The sequence below is a fragment of the Vallitalea sediminicola genome (assembly GCF_054408565.1).
In genome coordinates, this window is record NZ_BTPT01000063.1 from 1 (window position 1) to 16,323 (window position 16,323).

General features: G+C 31.2%; 31 protein-coding genes. 26 read left to right on the forward strand and 5 right to left on the reverse strand.

From position 1 onward, the window contains the following. The 10 genes from ACX6CF_RS21015 to ACX6CF_RS21060 form a co-directional block, all read left to right on the forward strand. On the forward strand, positions 1-502 hold a 502-nt coding region (locus ACX6CF_RS21015; RefSeq protein WP_458787330.1), incomplete at its 5' end, for a hypothetical protein. Between the two features lie 40 nt (positions 503-542). Further along, positions 543-881 (forward strand): hypothetical protein, encoded by a 339-nt coding sequence (locus tag ACX6CF_RS21020; RefSeq protein ID WP_458787331.1) that lies wholly within the window; start codon positions 543-545, stop codon positions 879-881. 328 nt (positions 882-1,209) lie between these two features. Then, positions 1,210-1,524: a hypothetical protein gene (locus ACX6CF_RS21025; RefSeq protein ID WP_458787332.1), complete on the forward strand. Its 315-nt coding sequence runs from the start codon at positions 1,210-1,212 to the stop codon at positions 1,522-1,524. 39 nt (positions 1,525-1,563) lie between these two features. Next, a complete protein-coding gene (locus ACX6CF_RS21030) occupies positions 1,564-1,728 on the forward strand; it encodes a hypothetical protein (protein ID WP_458787333.1) in 165 nt (54 codons plus the stop codon). A gap of 285 nt (positions 1,729-2,013) precedes the next feature. After that, positions 2,014-2,304, forward strand: a complete 291-nt coding sequence (locus ACX6CF_RS21035) for a hypothetical protein (RefSeq protein WP_458787334.1) — start codon at positions 2,014-2,016, stop codon at positions 2,302-2,304. A 49-nt stretch (positions 2,305-2,353) separates the two neighbouring features. Continuing rightward, positions 2,354-3,319 (forward strand): ParM/StbA family protein, encoded by a 966-nt coding sequence (locus ACX6CF_RS21040; protein WP_458787335.1) that lies wholly within the window; start codon positions 2,354-2,356, stop codon positions 3,317-3,319. Continuing rightward, the gene (locus tag ACX6CF_RS21045) at positions 3,316-3,795 is read left to right on the forward strand and encodes a hypothetical protein (RefSeq protein WP_458787336.1); all 480 of its coding nucleotides are present in this window, start codon (positions 3,316-3,318) and stop codon (positions 3,793-3,795) included. Before ACX6CF_RS21040 ends, ACX6CF_RS21045 begins: the two co-directional genes overlap by 4 nt. A 13-nt stretch (positions 3,796-3,808) precedes the next feature. Continuing rightward, a complete protein-coding gene (locus tag ACX6CF_RS21050) occupies positions 3,809-4,765 on the forward strand; it encodes a helix-turn-helix domain-containing protein (RefSeq protein WP_458787337.1) in 957 nt (318 codons plus the stop codon). Between the two features lie 3 nt (positions 4,766-4,768). Further along, positions 4,769-5,047 carry a hypothetical protein gene (locus tag ACX6CF_RS21055; protein WP_458787338.1) on the forward strand — a complete coding sequence of 93 codons (279 nt, stop codon included), beginning with the start codon at positions 4,769-4,771 and terminating at the stop codon, positions 5,045-5,047. 26 nt (positions 5,048-5,073) lie between these two features. Further along, entirely contained in the window at positions 5,074-6,360 is a 1,287-nt protein-coding gene (locus tag ACX6CF_RS21060) for a DNA cytosine methyltransferase (RefSeq protein ID WP_458787339.1), read from the forward strand. A gap of 78 nt (positions 6,361-6,438) precedes the next feature. Here ACX6CF_RS21060 and ACX6CF_RS21065 read toward each other — a convergent pair whose 3' ends face one another. Beyond that, entirely contained in the window at positions 6,439-6,747 is a 309-nt protein-coding gene (locus ACX6CF_RS21065; protein ID WP_458787340.1) for a hypothetical protein, read from the reverse strand. Between the two features lie 232 nt (positions 6,748-6,979). Between ACX6CF_RS21065 and ACX6CF_RS21070 the strand changes: the two genes are divergently transcribed. After that, positions 6,980-7,840: a radical SAM protein gene (locus ACX6CF_RS21070; RefSeq protein WP_458787341.1), complete on the forward strand. Its 861-nt coding sequence runs from the start codon at positions 6,980-6,982 to the stop codon at positions 7,838-7,840. 27 nt (positions 7,841-7,867) lie between these two features. Here the strand turns inward: ACX6CF_RS21070 and ACX6CF_RS21075 are convergent, their stop codons facing one another. Next, on the reverse strand, positions 7,868-8,053 hold the full coding sequence (locus ACX6CF_RS21075; protein ID WP_458787342.1) for a DUF362 domain-containing protein: 186 nt from the start codon (positions 8,051-8,053) through the stop codon (positions 7,868-7,870). Between the two features lie 101 nt (positions 8,054-8,154). Here ACX6CF_RS21075 and ACX6CF_RS21080 point away from each other — a divergent pair, with 101 nt between their 5' ends. The 5 genes from ACX6CF_RS21080 to ACX6CF_RS21100 all read left to right on the forward strand — a co-directional run bounded on the left by ACX6CF_RS21080 (position 8,155) and on the right by ACX6CF_RS21100 (position 9,665). After that, positions 8,155-8,361 carry a hypothetical protein gene (locus ACX6CF_RS21080; RefSeq protein WP_458787343.1) on the forward strand — a complete coding sequence of 69 codons (207 nt, stop codon included), beginning with the start codon at positions 8,155-8,157 and terminating at the stop codon, positions 8,359-8,361. A gap of 12 nt (positions 8,362-8,373) precedes the next feature. Continuing rightward, positions 8,374-8,616 (forward strand): hypothetical protein, encoded by a 243-nt coding sequence (locus ACX6CF_RS21085; protein WP_458787344.1) that lies wholly within the window; start codon positions 8,374-8,376, stop codon positions 8,614-8,616. 89 nt (positions 8,617-8,705) lie between these two features. Then, complete coding sequence (locus tag ACX6CF_RS21090) at positions 8,706-9,083, forward strand: hypothetical protein (RefSeq protein ID WP_458787345.1); 378 nt, start codon at positions 8,706-8,708, stop codon at positions 9,081-9,083. Positions 9,084-9,116: 33 nt separating this feature from the next. Next, the gene (locus ACX6CF_RS21095; RefSeq protein WP_458787346.1) at positions 9,117-9,272 is read left to right on the forward strand and encodes a hypothetical protein; all 156 of its coding nucleotides are present in this window, start codon (positions 9,117-9,119) and stop codon (positions 9,270-9,272) included. A gap of 57 nt (positions 9,273-9,329) precedes the next feature. Next, positions 9,330-9,665, forward strand: a complete 336-nt coding sequence (locus ACX6CF_RS21100; protein WP_458787347.1) for a hypothetical protein — start codon at positions 9,330-9,332, stop codon at positions 9,663-9,665. On the opposite strand, the gene ACX6CF_RS21105 is transcribed toward ACX6CF_RS21100, so the two are convergent. Next, on the reverse strand, positions 9,646-9,783 hold the full coding sequence (locus tag ACX6CF_RS21105; RefSeq protein ID WP_458787348.1) for a zinc ribbon-containing protein: 138 nt from the start codon (positions 9,781-9,783) through the stop codon (positions 9,646-9,648). The two genes, ACX6CF_RS21100 and ACX6CF_RS21105, sit on opposite strands and share 20 nt — an antisense overlap. A gap of 107 nt (positions 9,784-9,890) precedes the next feature. Here ACX6CF_RS21105 and ACX6CF_RS21110 point away from each other — a divergent pair, with 107 nt between their 5' ends. Continuing rightward, complete coding sequence (locus ACX6CF_RS21110) at positions 9,891-10,388, forward strand: hypothetical protein (RefSeq protein WP_458787349.1); 498 nt, start codon at positions 9,891-9,893, stop codon at positions 10,386-10,388. Positions 10,389-10,429: 41 nt separating this feature from the next. On the opposite strand, the gene ACX6CF_RS21115 is transcribed toward ACX6CF_RS21110, so the two are convergent. Continuing rightward, positions 10,430-10,687 carry a hypothetical protein gene (locus tag ACX6CF_RS21115; RefSeq protein ID WP_458787350.1) on the reverse strand — a complete coding sequence of 86 codons (258 nt, stop codon included), beginning with the start codon at positions 10,685-10,687 and terminating at the stop codon, positions 10,430-10,432. Positions 10,688-10,812: 125 nt separating this feature from the next. Between ACX6CF_RS21115 and ACX6CF_RS21120 the strand changes: the two genes are divergently transcribed. Together ACX6CF_RS21120 and ACX6CF_RS21125 are read left to right on the forward strand one after the other, a co-directional pair. Next, complete coding sequence (locus ACX6CF_RS21120) at positions 10,813-11,472, forward strand: DUF2786 domain-containing protein (RefSeq protein WP_458787351.1); 660 nt, start codon at positions 10,813-10,815, stop codon at positions 11,470-11,472. A gap of 31 nt (positions 11,473-11,503) precedes the next feature. Continuing rightward, positions 11,504-11,857, forward strand: coding sequence for a hypothetical protein (locus tag ACX6CF_RS21125; RefSeq protein ID WP_458787352.1), 354 nt, complete (start codon positions 11,504-11,506; stop codon positions 11,855-11,857). 17 nt (positions 11,858-11,874) lie between these two features. Here ACX6CF_RS21125 and ACX6CF_RS21130 read toward each other — a convergent pair whose 3' ends face one another. Continuing rightward, the gene (locus ACX6CF_RS21130; protein WP_458787353.1) at positions 11,875-12,153 is read right to left on the reverse strand and encodes a hypothetical protein; all 279 of its coding nucleotides are present in this window, start codon (positions 12,151-12,153) and stop codon (positions 11,875-11,877) included. Between the two features lie 83 nt (positions 12,154-12,236). Between ACX6CF_RS21130 and ACX6CF_RS21135 the strand changes: the two genes are divergently transcribed. The 7 genes from ACX6CF_RS21135 (at position 12,237) to ACX6CF_RS21165 (ending at position 16,086) form a co-directional block, all read left to right on the forward strand. After that, positions 12,237-12,467: a hypothetical protein gene (locus tag ACX6CF_RS21135; protein WP_458787354.1), complete on the forward strand. Its 231-nt coding sequence runs from the start codon at positions 12,237-12,239 to the stop codon at positions 12,465-12,467. A gap of 32 nt (positions 12,468-12,499) precedes the next feature. Further along, complete coding sequence (locus ACX6CF_RS21140) at positions 12,500-12,676, forward strand: hypothetical protein (RefSeq protein ID WP_458787355.1); 177 nt, start codon at positions 12,500-12,502, stop codon at positions 12,674-12,676. Continuing rightward, positions 12,677-13,150, forward strand: a complete 474-nt coding sequence (locus ACX6CF_RS21145) for a hypothetical protein (RefSeq protein WP_458787356.1) — start codon at positions 12,677-12,679, stop codon at positions 13,148-13,150. It begins immediately after the preceding gene. A 62-nt stretch (positions 13,151-13,212) separates the two neighbouring features. Next, the gene (locus tag ACX6CF_RS21150; protein WP_458787357.1) at positions 13,213-13,647 is read left to right on the forward strand and encodes an ASCH domain-containing protein; all 435 of its coding nucleotides are present in this window, start codon (positions 13,213-13,215) and stop codon (positions 13,645-13,647) included. Between the two features lie 80 nt (positions 13,648-13,727). Further along, positions 13,728-13,868, forward strand: coding sequence for a hypothetical protein (locus ACX6CF_RS21155; protein ID WP_458787358.1), 141 nt, complete (start codon positions 13,728-13,730; stop codon positions 13,866-13,868). Positions 13,869-13,943: 75 nt separating this feature from the next. After that, the gene (locus ACX6CF_RS21160) at positions 13,944-14,405 is read left to right on the forward strand and encodes a sigma-70 RNA polymerase sigma factor region 4 domain-containing protein (RefSeq protein WP_458787359.1); all 462 of its coding nucleotides are present in this window, start codon (positions 13,944-13,946) and stop codon (positions 14,403-14,405) included. 574 nt (positions 14,406-14,979) lie between these two features. Beyond that, positions 14,980-16,086 carry a stalk domain-containing protein gene (locus tag ACX6CF_RS21165; protein WP_458787360.1) on the forward strand — a complete coding sequence of 369 codons (1,107 nt, stop codon included), beginning with the start codon at positions 14,980-14,982 and terminating at the stop codon, positions 16,084-16,086. The last annotated feature ends 237 nt before the right edge of the window (positions 16,087-16,323 follow it).

The window sequence follows — 16,323 nt, forward strand, 5'->3', positions numbered from 1 at the left end:
ACATATAAAATCACCAAGTATTGTCAGAGTATATTCAAAACTCAACAAAGATAGGAAAAGAGAGAAGTTAGTAGAAGCCAAGGCAATATTACCACAGGTAGAATTCAACAGCTTCATGGATACAGAAAGCTTCAACATCATGTTACAAAGTTGCTTCGAACCCAATCTTGATATGCAGACCATGTTGAAGATCATAGGAAACATAAAAGAAGAAATGGTTCAAAACACTGGTGATGATGGAGTAACACAAACAGTCACAGCAAGAACAGGAATAGCAAGAGTAGCAGATGTACAACTACCTAATCCAGTAGAACTGGCACCATATAGAACATTCCCTGAACTACAACAACCATATAACAAATTTGTATTCAGAATGAAAACAGGTCCAGCAGCTGCATTATTTGAAGCAGGTGGAACAGGATGGAGAGTCAATGCAATGGAAGCCATCAAGGAATACTTGTCAGAAGAATTGGAAGGTAAAGATGTGAAGATTATTCTTTGATAAATGAACTATTGAATAACTCATATCTTAAAAAAGGGAAGTGATTACTATTAATGACTTTGAATATTTAAATACCTTAGAGACCGGTCGTAAAACACTAGGAACAATACTAAGTGTAACAGACAGAAAAGTCAATCAGCTAATAGAACAGGGCATCATTATAGCTACAGATAGAAATAGATGTTTACTAATAGAAAGCTTACAGAATTACATTAAACACATGACTAAGACAGACATTAAACAAGAATCAATCATCAATGAGCAGATAAGAATACTACAACAGGTACAAGACAAATACATACAGAAAAAGAAATATGACAAGGTAATACCTATAGCTAAAGAAATAAGTGAATTACTAACATTCAATTGTGATTATTAGAGATACTAAGTTTTCATTTGAAGCCACTTACACATACAGATTTAAATATATATGCTAGAACAGGATATCAATATGATATCCGATTACATAAAAGGGATATCAATATAATATCTACCTCCCCTTTCAGATATCAATATGATATCCCTATGATTTACTAGGATATCAATAGGATATCCAAAAACACAAAAAGGGATATCAATATAATATCTAACCACTTTCAGATATCAATATGATATCCCTATAGTTTACTAGGATATCAATATAATATCCCCATAGAAGACATGGATATCAATAGAATATCTATGAAAATAGAAAGAAGGGAAAAGCAATGACACTATTAACTGGAGAAGCAAAAGAAAGAGCATTGATAGGAAATGAAATAGTCGATAGCCTATTTCAAGAAGTTGAACTTAACGAAACACTTAAAAATCTAGAGAATGTATTAAAGACACTTGAATATATAGAACAGCTAGTAGGTGATAAGGAACAAATTGAAAAAACAGTCCAGAAAGCAGAAAGTATCTTAAGTGTAATCAAATATATTCTAAGTAAAAATAAGGACTATGACATAAACAGTATGGTTGAAATAATCAGATACGCACAATCCTATTCAGCAAATATAAAAGATTGGAAGACTACTTAAGAATGCGAAGATGTGAAGATTATTCTTTAATATAGGGATGTGATTACTATTAATGACTTAAATGATTTAAATACATTAGAGACCGACCGTAAGACAATAGGAACAATACTAGGTGTAACAGATAGAAAAGTCAATCAGCTAATAGAACAGGGCATTATCATAGCTGCTAGTAGAAATAGATGTTTACTAACATTTGATTGCTAGATTTAAAAGCATTAAGTTTTCATTAAACCCACTTACACATACAGATTTTTAAATATATACATGCTAGAACAGGATATCAATAGGATATCTATGAAAATAGAAAGAAGGTAAAGCCAATGACACTATTAACTGGAGAAGCAAAAGAAAGAGCATTGATAGGAAATGACATAGTCGATAATTTATTTCAATGAGTTGACCTTAACACAATACTTGAAAATCTAGAGGATGTAATACGGAAAGAGACGAACGATACAAAGGATAAATTAAAGAAGGAGAGAGCAGGACATGAAAGAATTAGATAAAAAAACAGCTGGTAGTAGAGAAAAGAATATTAATAAGAAAGCAGGAGACACACAAGAAAAGAAAAATGTTGAAACAAGAAAAGAGTACGAAAGCAATATGCACCGTACTTATGCATACAAAAATCGTGGACTAGAAATTAAGATTAATACAATGGAAATCCTCTACGAACAATTAAAAAAGTTAGAAGAGGATTTACAAGGATTACATGATGAAAAAGCATATCGAACTTTAGAAATTATGGCAAAACTTGGAAAAGCGATACTTCCAGATTAGTTCATAAAAAAGATATCAATAGGATATCCAACAAGGGAGGAATAGATAGATGAAATACATCATTTCAGTAGATGCAGGTAAACACGCAACTAAGAGTGTAGGGAGAAAAGTCACTCAGACCAAAGACAGACAGGTATTTTTTAACACAAGATATTATGACATGGATAATGGAGAGATGGAAGTCTATGGTGAATCATATAAGGTGAAATACCAAAACCATGAATACATAATCGGTGAGCAAGGAGAACTATATGATACTACTACAACAAAGACTTCTCTTATACATAAATTAGCTACACTAACAGCTATAGCAAAGATAGCAAATGAGGATACTGATCCAACTGTAATATTGACCATTGGTTGTCCGACAGCCATCTACAAGAACACTAAGCTAAAAGAAGCTTACAGAAAATATATCTGTGATGATAACCCTATATCAATAACAGTAGATGACACAGCTTATAACATCAACATAGAAAAAGTCATAGTCAAATGTGAAGGTAGCGGAATAGTCTACCTAGAACCTCATACATTCGTACACCAGAGAGTGGGAATATTAGATATTGGTGGTAGGAACATGAACTTTGGAATATATGACAATCGTGTTCCAGTACCAAGCAGTCTATTCTCTAATAACAACGGTGGACTTGTACTGGAAACCATAGTAAGAGAAGACTTATCAAGTCACTATGGAGAAGACTATGACCTTGCAACAGCTGTGAACGCTCTAAAAAACGGTGGAATAATAATCAACGGAGAACTACAAGAAGACAGTGCAAAACTAGTAAGCAGCTCCATAGACAACTACATAACCAACTATATACTAAAGCCAATACGAGAAAAGAACATCAACCTATCAACCATGACAGTCATGTTAATAGGTGGAACAAGTAAATTCATCCTAGATCATATAAAGAAATACTTACCCCATGCTAAGATATCTAACCAAGATACCCAGTGGGCGAATGTAAAAGGCTTCCAAGTAGTGGGATTAGTAAAGGCAGGAGTATTATGAGTAATAAACTAAGAAAACTACTCACATTCAATGAGGACAACAAAGAGATACTTGACCTGCTGAACAATAAATCTAATGCTTCACAGTACGTATGTGAAGCAGTTAGATTCTATGAACATTACAGAAATATGGCTGTGAGCATGACAAGAATAGAGGACAAGATAGATTTAATACTAAGTAAAGACAAGACTAATAACAGCATCAATAATAGCAGTAATCATAAGACTAATAACATACCTAATGACAACACTAATGATTCAATACTAGCTGATGAAACAGTTAAGACTATTGGAACCACTGGAACACCAACCAATAATCAAGAAGCTACAGAAGTTATGGAAATTAAACAAGTTCATAATAACAGGCAGTTAACAGATATAAGGTCAACAGCTAGTGACTTAAAAAAGGTTGAATCAATAGACAGTGAATCAATAGACAGTGAATTAAAGAACTTGATTCTCAGTGAAGAGGATTAGAGGGGGATTACACATGGAAAGAGATTTTAAAGGGATATGGATACCAAAAGAAATATGGTTATCAAGTGATCTAACTATGCAGGAGCGAATATTTCTAGTTGAAATTGACTCATTGGATAATAGTGGAGGATGCTATGCGAAAAATGAACACTTCGCTAAGTTCTTCGGTCTATCCAAGAATAGATGCTCAGAGATAATAAAATCCTTGGAAGCCAAGGGTTACATTACTATTGCATACATAAAAGATGGCAAACAGATTATCAAGAGGATAGTCAAAGTAACCAACAAAGGATTCAATCGTGAATACAATAATGTACCCCTTCCAGATATCGAAGACCCTCCTCGAAATATCGAAGACCCCCCTCGAAATGTCGAAGACCCCCTTCGAGAAGTCGACACCCCCCCTTCGGAAAACTGTGAAGAGAGTAATACAATATATAATAATACAAGTAATAATAATATATATACAAAAACGGACGAACCAGACCAAGTTCCAAAAAAGAAAAAGAACATCTATCAGGAGATTGTAGATAAGTACAACGAAACATGTACCTCCTTACCAAAGGTGTTAAAAATCACAGACAAGCGTAAGAAAGCTATTAAAAGACTCTATGAATCAAAGGTTGTAAATAAAGACATTGAAAGATTCTATAGAATATTTGAAATGGCAGAGATAAGTGATTTCATATCAGGTAGAGATGGGATATGGTGTGCTTGTAACTTTGATTGGTTAATCAAGAGCGATAATGCCATCAAGATACTAGAGGGTACATATCCCAATAAAGCAAAACCACAACCAAAACAACAGCAAAAGCCTGCCAGTGGTTTTATTAACTATGAGCAGACAGATAGTAAACAATACGAGATATTCCAACAAAAGTTAGATTTGAAGAATCTACTAGACTTAGGAAAAATAACTCAAGCTCAGTATCTTAAGAAAATACAAGAACTTGAATCTCAAGGTGGTTAAAGCATGAAAGAAAATACCAAGATGTTACTGGAAAAAATGAAGAATGGTGAAGATGGCTCCAAGTATTTTCAATACTGCGATCATACCCTCTATAACCTTGATGAGGCAGAAGTGGAAGCCAAATACATAAAAATCAGTGAACAGTACAGAATCAAGATCAATAAGGCTGATAACATCATAGATATAGCAACACTTGGTATAGAGTGTATAGCTAAAATGACAGGAGATAGGGTTTTTGAGAGAAAGAACATGAAGAAACTAAATAAAATTGAAAAACCATAGATAAAGTTTTTGTACGAGGTGAGAACATGAAGCAAATGACATTGAACGATATAGAGAATTATGAGCTTATAATTGATAACTTTGCAGGTGGAGGAGGAGCATCAGTTGGTATAGAAATGGCACTAGGAAGAACAGTGGACATAGCAATCAATCATGACCCAGCTGCTATAGCAATGCATAGAGCAAATCATCCATTTACTAAACACTACTGTGAAAGTGTTTGGGAAGTAGACCCGGTGGAAGTAACCAAAGGTAAAAAAGTCGGTTTAGCATGGTTTAGTCCAGACTGTAAACACTTCAGTAAAGCAAAAGGTGGAAAACCCAAAAACAAGAAGATAAGAGGTCTTGCTTGGGTGGCGGTTAAATGGGCAAGTTTAGTAAAACCAAGAGTAATAATATTAGAAAACGTAGAAGAATTTAAGACATGGGGTCCACTTGATGAAGAAGGCAATGCAATAAAAGAGAGAAAAGGAGAGACCTTCAATCATTTCATTAAGGCTTTACAAGAAAATGGGTATAAAGTTGAATACAGAGAACTTAGAGCATGTGATTATGGAGCACCAACCACCAGAAAAAGATTCTTTCTAATAGCAAGATCAGACGGTAAAAAAATCATATGGACAGAAGCCACACATGGCAATCCAGAAACAATTCAAGGTAGAAACCTAAAACCATGGAGAACAGCAGCAGAAATAATTGATTGGTCTATACCTTGCCCTAGTATCTTTGACAGAAAAAAACCACTGGCAGAAAACACAATGAAACGGATTGCAAAAGGAATAAAGAAATTTGTAATAGATAATCCAAAACCATATATAGTCAGGACTGGACAAACAGGATTTGAAAAAGATGGTTTCATAACACCATTTATATCAACTTATCATACAGAAACAAGAGAAAATGAAGTAAGAGGTCAAGAACTAAACAAACCTATCACAACCATAGACGGTTCAAATAGATATGCACTAACAGCAGCATTCCTAATAAAATACTATGGATGTGACATAGGACAGAAACTAAACGAGCCATTACATACTATTACCTCAAAAGATAGATTCGGACTCATAACAATAAAGAACGAACCATACAAAATCATTGATATTGGACTCAGAATGTTACAACCAAGAGAATTGTTCAACGCACAAGGATTTCCACCAGATTACATAATAGAAAAAGATTACAAAAACAATAAGTATCCAAAGACAGCCCAAGTCGCAAGATGTGGTAATGCAGTACCGCCACCATTTGCAAAAGCTCTAGTAGAAGCTAATTTACCAGAGTTGATTGAACTGAATGATAAATGTGCAGTATAAAAAAGATTAGTACAGGAGCTAAATATTAGTTTTGTGAAAAAAGAAGGCAGATACAAACATCATACCTTCTATATCACATTAATCTATGGGAATACAACCAGGAACACTATGTTTTGAATATCTTCTTGTTACTATAGTTCTTTGTTCATCACAGAACTCACATTGATTTACAGTATACTCGACATAATGGGTTATTGTACATTGTGTTTCGTAATGAATAACGGTTCCATCTGATATCTCAGTAGCAATACAGTTATGAATTTCAGTGTATGTATCAGTACCTGATGATATACCCTTCCACATATGGTTACATCCAGCTTGAATTTCCATGGTTGGCATTATAGTTAAGACTAGTGTGAGTAAAGCAGGTAAAATAATTTTTTTCATTGTAAAGACTCCTTTCGTTTTAGCTGTTATACAGCCAATACTATAATTTATTCAAAATTTTATAACATATGATAAGAAGATGGATATGGAAGACTGATATAAGAATTGAGGAACTAAATCAGTTAAAACAATATGTAAATAATTGCTCTAATTGAAATATGAATTTATTAATATCAACTAAACAGTTTATCGGAACTAAAGCATAAGTATTACCAGTATAGGTGGTGTGAACATGAGAATAGGAATAGTAGACGTAGATTCAAAGATGGTGAATATTGCACTAATGAAAATATCAGCTTTTCATAAGAAAATAGGTGACCACGTAGAATGGTATCATCCAATACTTTCAGGAAAATTAGATCGGGTATATGTAAGTAAAATATTTAATTTCTCAGATGATGACTTATACCTACCTACAAACTGTGAAATTATAAAAGGCGGTACAGGATATGATATAACATCAAAACTACCAGAAGAGATTGAAAATGAAATCGACATTGATTACACTATTTATCCAAAATGTGATTACTCAATGCAATTCTTCTCTAGAGGATGCATAAGAAATTGTCCCTTTTGTGTAGTAAGGCAAAAAGAAGGATACATATATCCAGTTAAACCTATGGAACTTAATCCAAAAGGAAAACATATAGAAGTTCTAGATAATAATTTCTTTGCTAACCCTAATTGGAGAGAAGCAGCAGAACAATTATTGAAACTAAAACAACCAGTAAACTTCCATGGTATTGATGCAAGAATCATGACTCAAGAACACGCTTACTATCTAAACAAGATAAAAAGATATAAGCAGATACATATAGCTTGGGATGATCCAAGAGAAAACTTACTACCGAAGTTGAAAGATATAATTAAATACATTAAACCTTATAAAATTATGTGTTATGTATTAATAGGCTTTTGGAGTACACCAGAAGAAGATTTCTACAGAGTAACAAAGTTAAATGAACTAGGAATATCACCTTTTGTAATGCCTTATGACAAAGCCAATAGATATCAAAAGAATTTTGCCAGATGGGTAAATCATAAAGCAGTATTTAAAAGTGTTAGATGGGAAGATTACAAGAAAGCAAATTAAATATTGAATTATAATCGAAAATATAGATCATTGTTCAATTTTAAAAGCTCCCATTGGACAATACGAAATACATTTTTTGCATTTAATACATTTATCATAATCTATTATTGGAGCTTTATTACCTTCTTGAATTATAGCATTTACAGGGCAGACTTTTACAGAAGGACAAGGATGATTTTGAGGACAACGAGATTTATCAACTACTATTTTCATAAAAAAGACCTCCAACTTAAGTATTATAAAGTTATTTTATCCTTGGTAATGATAAATATTCAATTACATAGTTAGAAAAAAATTATTATAGGGAGGATCATATGGCTAATTTTAAAAGTATAAAAGAAGAATTAGCAACGTTAGATATAGATTTGGAATATAGAAGAACGTGTTGTGGGATGGAATACATTTTCACATGTGGCTCTGAAAAAGCGAAAACACATAATCGTTTAGGTTTGAAAGATGCTATAGGAGAAATCTATAGGAATAAATTAAATAATAGACCATTGTTAAGCGGTATAGGTTAAAGGGGATATGCGATGATGGAAGAAGAGAAAAGTATTGAAAAAAGAATCCATGCTCTTGAAGTGCAAGTTAGGAAGCATGAAAAAAATGTAAGAGCACTAAAAGTAATTGTTTTTATACTGGTACTATCAACTACATTATTAAGTGTAAGAATTACCAAGACCAATTATACATTAATTAATTTTATGGAATCACAGCTTAAATTGGATGAATTACTCACTAGATTCGATAGCTTTGTAAGTGACAGGATTAGATGATCTATATTCCATCATTTCAATTTCGACAAAAAAACGAGCCAAAAGGGAAAGACAAATAGGAAAACTTGGTTTAACAAAGGAGTGATCACTTGATTAAGGGAAACATAGCTATTAGAAGAGAAACTATTAAGAAGATTATAACAGATAATTGCAGAAGAATTACTACAGGGAAAGCTACCATTTATTTTGATGGAGGTATGGTACATAGAAATATTTTTACCAAAGGTGACTATGAATATAGCATGTATAGCAGTTCTATAGGAGAATATTTCATAAAAGAATTAAGTAGACCAGGCATTAATATATACGCTAGTAGATCAATAATATACAGTGACTTAAATAAGCTTCAGGAACAGGGCTATATAAGACGTAAAAAAGGTGACATAGAAGTTATGAATAAATTGTTAGAAGAATATAGAGTTAATTGCCAAAGCTTGATTAGTACAGAAGAACAGCCCTCAATATGATTAAAAGATTGATTTGGTAAAGGAGTGGCATTAATGAATAATTATGATGTGGCTGGATTACTTAAAACGTATGCTGAAAAATGTAGCAATGCATATAATGATGAAGAATTAAAGAAACTCATTCGTGATTTGAAATATGAATTGAGATATGAAGAAATAAAAAAAATGAGAGTAGTGAATGGAAGGTAGTTAAGCTTGGATTAGTGAAGGGCTTCATGTAGATAATAATAGAAAAGAGGTGAGAAGATGGGTATAGAATATTACCAAGGTGAGTTAAATGCTTATTGTTATGAGGTATCAAAGGGAACTAAGCCAGTAGCATTAATGCAACCTAAGACAATATATGTTGATAAAATAGTTGAATATATAAATCAGCAGAAGTTAAATGCTAGAGTTGAAACAGTTAAAGGATATCCAGAATGGAGTATTGTGTATATATTTAAAGATGAGTATCTTCTTGAAGTGATTGAAAATGTACCCGAAACACCAAACAACATATACGATCATTGGGTACTAGGTAAGTTATTCGGGTATTCGGATGCAGAAATTAGAAATTATGTGACTAAGCTTTACGATAAGTAGTAGCTTCACACTTTGGACATGGCGGTAAAATGTCGGTATTATTGTCTAAAACCACCCTCTGTCCACATGTAGTACATATACATGTACCTTTGCTTGGTTTTTCACCTGTTTTGTACATAATATTCACCTCTTTTCATTTGAATTAATACACAATACCATAACATACGTAAAAGAGGTAGATACTTGTAGACGAAAATTGTGTTTAGCGTAGATTGGAGGAATTCGATGTTAGCACCAGCTCAATTGTATACAGATGAACTAAAGCGAAAGCTGTGGGAAATAGCATTTGAAGAACATTACATGTATTTTAATAGTGGATATACAGATGAATATCAGCCAAGTAATTCAACTTGGAATGAACAAGAATTTGCATCACTGGACAGCAATGGAGATGTAATGGGATACATTAGGTATGGTATAAACCAAAGAAATCAAGTATGTAGTGATTTATGTGCCGTTAATTTTACTACAAAAATAACTTTCGCAAGAGATTTATTAAAAGCAATTGATGATATATTTTGTAAGTACAAATACAGAAAACTGAAATACGGAGTTTACATAGGCAATCCTATAGAAAGCACATATGATAAGCTAACGTCAAAGTACAATGGTAGAATCGTAGGTATATATAAGCAAGACTGCAAATTGCTAGATGGAGAATATCATGACTATAAAGAATATGAATTGTTCAGAGAAGATTATATTACAGCTAAACAGGATTAAAGCTTGGTTTATTATAGGGGAATTAATCCCCTATAATAAAACTATTTGTGTTCCATTTTTTCTTTTATATAGAACATAATACATAAGCAAAAACTTATTATAAAGAAAATGATACTTATAGCATAAGACGATGAAAAGTTAGGTAAAAAATCTTTGTAATGATAAGTGGTAAATCTAGAGAAATTCCATACTATTTGTCCGATAGTTGGTGTTAATCCAATGATGAAAGCATTTATTAACATAGCAATCAAACAAATTAGTGACATTATACCTGATAAGCAAAAACCAATTTTATTCACTACAACACCTCATACATAATATTTTGACTTTATTATATCATAAAATAACTATAAATTGAAGTTAGCTAAAGTTCGGTTTAGTTTAGGAAGAACTGGAAGTTGATTTTACAAAGGAGGAATTAGAGATGCAAAATGAATTAGAATCAGTTATAGAGAAAGTACAAAAATTACTTAGACTAGCAGAAAGTCAGAATGAGTATGAAGCTCAATCAGCAATTATAAAAGCTAGGTCGCTGATGGGTAAACATAAATTATCAATGAATGATATACAAGAAAAAGAAGATAAAGTTGTTCAAGGTGAAACCGAGAAGATGAGGTCTCCATGGAAAAGGACTCTTGCTCATGTTATAGCTAAACATTTTAGATGTAAAACATATCTAAAACATTCAAGAAATAGCTATAGAGTAATCTTTCTAGGGTTAGAGGAAGATGTTGAACTAACATCCTTAGTATATAAGCAAGTAGTTAATATTATCAACACATCCAGTAGAAGAAAAAGACTTGATAGAAAATCATATGCCATTGGTTTCATCCAAGGACTTGATAAGAAGTTAAAGGAACAATCAATAAAAATGAAGAATGAGAATAAAGAGGAATATGCACTTGTTGCAGTAATGCCAGTACCAGTGATAAAAAAATATAATGAAATTGAAAAAGGATTCTCAGGTGACTTCAAAGGTAAAGGAATTGATCAAGAGCAGATTGATTATAATTCTTATCAAAAGGGTAGACAAGATGGATTGGACTATTCAAAGGATGAAGAAATCCAAGAGAAAGCTATTTAATTAAAAACTTGGTGTAGTAAAGGAGTTGAATATGAAAAAAAGAATAAGTATTAAACTAAGAATGATACTTGATGTAATCCTAGATAGAAAAGCTTACATTGAACTTGGTAAAGTTGGATTGTTAACACCAGATAAAGATAAGATAGTTAATTATATAGATACATATTCTATTTATCTACAAAAGAAAGACACTGTATGGTATGTAAGGGGATTAGATGCAGATCATACGAAAGAAGTTATAGATCATCTATCAAAAAGCATAAAAGGAAATACAAAATCAATGAGATTGCATGTTGGTATTCAATACATAGATATTCCTAGATGGGCGTATGAAAGCTTAAGAGATGAGATATACAGAATCATTGGTTATAACAGTAAAATCTAGATGTAATCAATGATATCTCAGAAATCATTAAACAAAATATTACCCACTGTGATTGATAAGATTCCAACTATTATTATCAAAGAATATATCAAATGAACATTACTGATATATTCTTTAAGAACATTAATCACTCTGGGTACAATAACAACAATAATTAGTATTAGACTTATTAAAGAAACTAATCCATATACACCAAAATACAAAAAATGACTAGTTATGTAAGTTAAAAATGGTAGAGCTAATAAAACAATAAATAACATGCTTACTTGAATATATTTGCTTAAGTATCTTTTCATCAATAATCACCCAGAAGTAAGTATAACATAAATAATTAAAGATAGAAATAAGTTAAAGGTTAGTATTTGGAAGGAGAAAATACATGGATGATTTTTTAAGATTTTACAATACGATCAAAGATGGAAATGGATGGGCATTAGAAATATATCATTCAAGCATTATGGATTGGTGTATTACCATTGGATATAAAACCACTCACCCAAAACATGGAACTGATATTATTAAAGTTCAAGATAATGACATGGAGTTAGCTTTTGCAAAGGCTCAAATCAAACTAAAAGAGTGGTTACTAGATAATAATGGTGGATATTAAATAAATCTAAATAATATAGAAGGTGATGAAGAATGAAACCAGTAACAATACCAATTAAGGGAAAGCTAAAACAACTTTTTTGTAAACATGACTACCAGTTATTTGAAAAACCAAGTAATAGTAAATTTGTAAGTCTTAATGATGAAAAGCCTATAAGAGTATGCGTTAAATGTGGAAAAGGGATTAATAAATCAGGAAGGGTGAAATAAATGAAAGAGAACAAAAATGGAAAAGTAGAAATGCAACAGATTTATAAAGGTCTGAGTGGAGAAGAGATATCAATTAATAAAGATAAAGAAGGATACATAATGATTCATGTAACAGATCATGATAAAAAATCCACTGAAATGTGTATACCAATAGAAGATGCAGCAGTAATTGGAGAAAAGCTAATTGAACATGGAACCATCTTGAAAGTATTTAGACTTAATGAAGATGCTGTATCAGAATGGTTTGCAGCTAAAGACAAAGAAGATGCATTAAACATTGCTGAAAAAAACTGGGGACTGGATGCATTCAATGAATATGGAGAGCCAGTTGAAACAAAAGAAGAATTCATTGAGCGTTTCTGTATTGAAGAGGACCTCAATCAAGAATTCAAGTTTGGTGATAAATGGACAACATTTGCTAAAATGATATCAGGAGTAAACCAATCAGGATTAATATGTGTCGAGAATTACTAACCGATTATTAAAAGATAAAATATATCTATATAAAATAAATCTTAAGAAAGTGAGGGGAAACAATGGAAAGAAAAGCATTAACTATAATTCAACCATGGGCTACACTAATAGCAGTAGCAGCCAAGAAAATTGAAACTCGTTCATGGAAAGCTAATTATCGTGGAGAGATATACATACATGCAGGTAAAAAAGTTGATAAAGATTTCTGCTATGAAGATATACCAAAGAGAGTATTGAATATGCATGGATATAATACTACTAATCTACCTACAGGAGTTATTCTTGCAAAAGCTAAATTGGTTGACTGTGCAAAAGTGGTAGAGAGTCAAGAAGAGGGTGCAGTACTAGAGGGTGATAAAATATATATAGTTGGAAACTATGAATTTTATTTCGGAGATTATGCACTAGGTAGGTATGGATGGATACTAGAAGATATAGAATTAATTAATCCAATACCTGCAAAAGGACAATTAAGCATTTGGAACTTTGATCTATAAACAAACAAATATAAAAACGTACATAAACAATACCCAGCAACGAATACAATAGATTTTAGATAATGAGAGAAGTGGTTTAATTGAATCAAAAAGATAAAGAAGAAGACAAAGTGATTAAGTGTGAGAACTGCAATAAAACTTTAGCTAAAGGTCACATCATAAAAGGAAGAATAACCATAAAGTGTAAGAAGTGTAAGCATTATACAACAATAGGTAATTAGAGACTCTAGAAGTCCTTGAAGAATAATAAATATTCTAAGGGACTTCTTTTTTAATACGATAAGGAGTGAAAGAAAATGAAGATAGTTATGACAAAGAAAATGAATAAGATTGTGAGTAACCTTAAGAGTTATCACCTAATAAAAAATACAATCAAGATAGATGAAAAATACTTAGAGGAAAGTCCATTAAATGGTATAAACTATGACACAGTAAAAACAGGAGCAACCAATAATATCAAATCACCAGTAGAAGCAATAGCATTAAGAAGGATACAAAAAGAAAATAGAATCAAAGAATATCAGAACATAATAATGGAATTAGATGATGCCATGAGTATACTGGATGAAGCAGAAGAAAAGATTATCAGACTAAGAGATATAGAACATCATACTTGGATGCAGGTTGAATATCATGTACATATAAGTGAAAGCCAGTGCAAGAGAATAAGAAAAAGAGGACTATCGAAGATGGAAGAGATAATATATCATGAGCACTCTACAGATACAAAGGAAACTTATCTAAACATAGGACTATAAAATATAATCAGTAATATCCAATATAATTAATCATAAACATCTAGAAATATCTAATGAAGAATGAATTATCTTATCTAAAACACCTATCTTAAAACATCAATTAAAACGGAAATGAAATTGATAATCTTGTTGAGTTTGACATAAATAACGTGTGTCAAACTCAACTTCTAAAAATCAAAGTATATATTAGAAAGAATTAAATCAAATGAGTTTGACAGTTTTATACATATGTAAAACTCAAACCAATACATAGTGATGGTATATATTTTAATAATGTGCAAATTGCTTTATCTTATATTATTAAAAATTCTATGGTTTATGTAATATATTTATCCTTAAAAAGATACTGTGAGTAGATAAGGGTATCAATACAAAGTAATGCTAGAATATTTACAGTAAGTATTATAAATTATTAATGTTATTTGACTTAATATGTAAAATAAATTAATATATATACTGGTAAATGTATTGGTATAAATTATACAATTTATTGCTCATCAAAAGGAGTAAGTAATAGTTGTTATCAATACAGATGTAAAAGAATAATCATAATAACTAGTCGGAGGATAAGATGATGAAAAATAAAGTAAAAGGATTTTTAGTAGGTGTTTTCGTTACTATGGTATTTATTAATTCACTAGCGTATGCCACAGGGAATACAGAATTAATTGAAGTAATTTTTAATAGTGTAAATGTTGCATTAAATGGAAACGAAGTTGCAAATGTTGGAGAAAGCTATACTCTGAGTAATGGACAAGAAATACCATTTAGTATGGTATATAAAGGAACTACTTATTTGCCAATAAGAAAAGTTGCTACTATGTTAGGACAAGAAGTTACTTGGGATGGTGAAACCCATACAGTAGGACTTGGTGAAAGTATTAAAATTGTGGAAGAAGAGGTTGTAAACAAAGAGATAAAGATAGAGAATGATGAAAATAAAGAGCCTGTTATTAAAAAAGATATATATAAAATAATAATCAATGGAGAAGATGCTGGTTTAAACAAAGAAATATATGATAATGGTGAAGTTCTATATATTTCTGTAAGAGAGGCAGCAGATATAATTGGGTGTAAATGTGATTTCAATAGTGAAAAAAATGAAGTAGCATTAGAAAAATTAGATAATCATATATCTATAGTAATTAATGATCATAAATATAAACTCAATGAAGATATTAAAACAAAAGATCATAGTATTGCTATTATACATAATAATAGAATGATGATAGATATAAATGTTTTATTAGATTTGAACGTACAAGTTTCTGTTGATGAAAGTAAAAAGACAATAGGAATAACATATAAAGTTATTCAAGAAAATGTTGAAGATGAAGTAAAGGTAGAAGAACTAGAGCTAAATAAATCATACAAGTTAGAAAGTGGATTGGAGTTAGTAATTAATAATATAAAAATAAATGAAGAATTAGGATATAATAATTTTACAATTAATTATAAGTTACTAAATAATACTAAGGATAAAGAATTGGATGAAGGACATTTTATAGTTGAATTTGATACTAAAGAGAAAGCTGAACAAGGTGGATTTTTTGGTACATTATTTCCATATGAGAAAAAAGAAAGAGAAGTAAATTTTAAATATCTAAAAGGAAGACAGCCAATCTTGATTGAGTTTAAAGAGTTCGGGTCAAACGGCATTATTAAATTAAGAGTCCAATAATGTAGTAGAATTAACAGTTATCAATAGACACATTGATTGATAACTGTTAATTATGTAATCTATTCTAGTTAATAACGCTTTACTTGGTTTTATGCATATTAAATTAGTATGGGATAAAAAAGGTACTGTGAGAAGATTGTATTAGGTGCGGGTGCTCATGACCCCAGTTCTTGTGTAGTTACAGGATTTTTTTAGAGGGTTAATCCGTTTCCTAAAAGTTAAATAATTAATAGATGC

Coding starts and splice junctions, on each gene's coding strand:
- ACX6CF_RS21025 (WP_458787332.1), top strand. CDS start 1,210: ATGACACTATTAACTGGAGAAGCAAAAGAAAGAGCATTGATAGGAAAT.
- ACX6CF_RS21035 (WP_458787334.1), top strand. CDS start 2,014: ATGAAAGAATTAGATAAAAAAACAGCTGGTAGTAGAGAAAAGAATATT.
- ACX6CF_RS21040 (WP_458787335.1), top strand. CDS start 2,354: ATGAAATACATCATTTCAGTAGATGCAGGTAAACACGCAACTAAGAGT.
- ACX6CF_RS21045 (WP_458787336.1), top strand. CDS start 3,316: ATGAGTAATAAACTAAGAAAACTACTCACATTCAATGAGGACAACAAA.
- ACX6CF_RS21050 (WP_458787337.1), top strand. CDS start 3,809: ATGGAAAGAGATTTTAAAGGGATATGGATACCAAAAGAAATATGGTTA.
- ACX6CF_RS21055 (WP_458787338.1), top strand. CDS start 4,769: ATGAAAGAAAATACCAAGATGTTACTGGAAAAAATGAAGAATGGTGAA.
- ACX6CF_RS21060 (WP_458787339.1), top strand. CDS start 5,074: ATGAAGCAAATGACATTGAACGATATAGAGAATTATGAGCTTATAATT.
- ACX6CF_RS21065 (WP_458787340.1), bottom strand. CDS start 6,747: ATGAAAAAAATTATTTTACCTGCTTTACTCACACTAGTCTTAACTATA.
- ACX6CF_RS21070 (WP_458787341.1), top strand. CDS start 6,980: ATGAGAATAGGAATAGTAGACGTAGATTCAAAGATGGTGAATATTGCA.
- ACX6CF_RS21075 (WP_458787342.1), bottom strand. CDS start 8,053: ATGAAAATAGTAGTTGATAAATCTCGTTGTCCTCAAAATCATCCTTGT.
- ACX6CF_RS21080 (WP_458787343.1), top strand. CDS start 8,155: ATGGCTAATTTTAAAAGTATAAAAGAAGAATTAGCAACGTTAGATATA.
- ACX6CF_RS21085 (WP_458787344.1), top strand. CDS start 8,374: ATGATGGAAGAAGAGAAAAGTATTGAAAAAAGAATCCATGCTCTTGAA.
- ACX6CF_RS21095 (WP_458787346.1), top strand. CDS start 9,117: ATGAATAATTATGATGTGGCTGGATTACTTAAAACGTATGCTGAAAAA.
- ACX6CF_RS21100 (WP_458787347.1), top strand. CDS start 9,330: ATGGGTATAGAATATTACCAAGGTGAGTTAAATGCTTATTGTTATGAG.
- ACX6CF_RS21105 (WP_458787348.1), bottom strand. CDS start 9,783: ATGTACAAAACAGGTGAAAAACCAAGCAAAGGTACATGTATATGTACT.
- ACX6CF_RS21110 (WP_458787349.1), top strand. CDS start 9,891: ATGTTAGCACCAGCTCAATTGTATACAGATGAACTAAAGCGAAAGCTG.
- ACX6CF_RS21120 (WP_458787351.1), top strand. CDS start 10,813: ATGCAAAATGAATTAGAATCAGTTATAGAGAAAGTACAAAAATTACTT.
- ACX6CF_RS21125 (WP_458787352.1), top strand. CDS start 11,504: ATGAAAAAAAGAATAAGTATTAAACTAAGAATGATACTTGATGTAATC.
- ACX6CF_RS21130 (WP_458787353.1), bottom strand. CDS start 12,153: ATGAAAAGATACTTAAGCAAATATATTCAAGTAAGCATGTTATTTATT.
- ACX6CF_RS21135 (WP_458787354.1), top strand. CDS start 12,237: ATGGATGATTTTTTAAGATTTTACAATACGATCAAAGATGGAAATGGA.
- ACX6CF_RS21140 (WP_458787355.1), top strand. CDS start 12,500: ATGAAACCAGTAACAATACCAATTAAGGGAAAGCTAAAACAACTTTTT.
- ACX6CF_RS21145 (WP_458787356.1), top strand. CDS start 12,677: ATGAAAGAGAACAAAAATGGAAAAGTAGAAATGCAACAGATTTATAAA.
- ACX6CF_RS21150 (WP_458787357.1), top strand. CDS start 13,213: ATGGAAAGAAAAGCATTAACTATAATTCAACCATGGGCTACACTAATA.
- ACX6CF_RS21160 (WP_458787359.1), top strand. CDS start 13,944: ATGAAGATAGTTATGACAAAGAAAATGAATAAGATTGTGAGTAACCTT.
- ACX6CF_RS21165 (WP_458787360.1), top strand. CDS start 14,980: ATGAAAAATAAAGTAAAAGGATTTTTAGTAGGTGTTTTCGTTACTATG.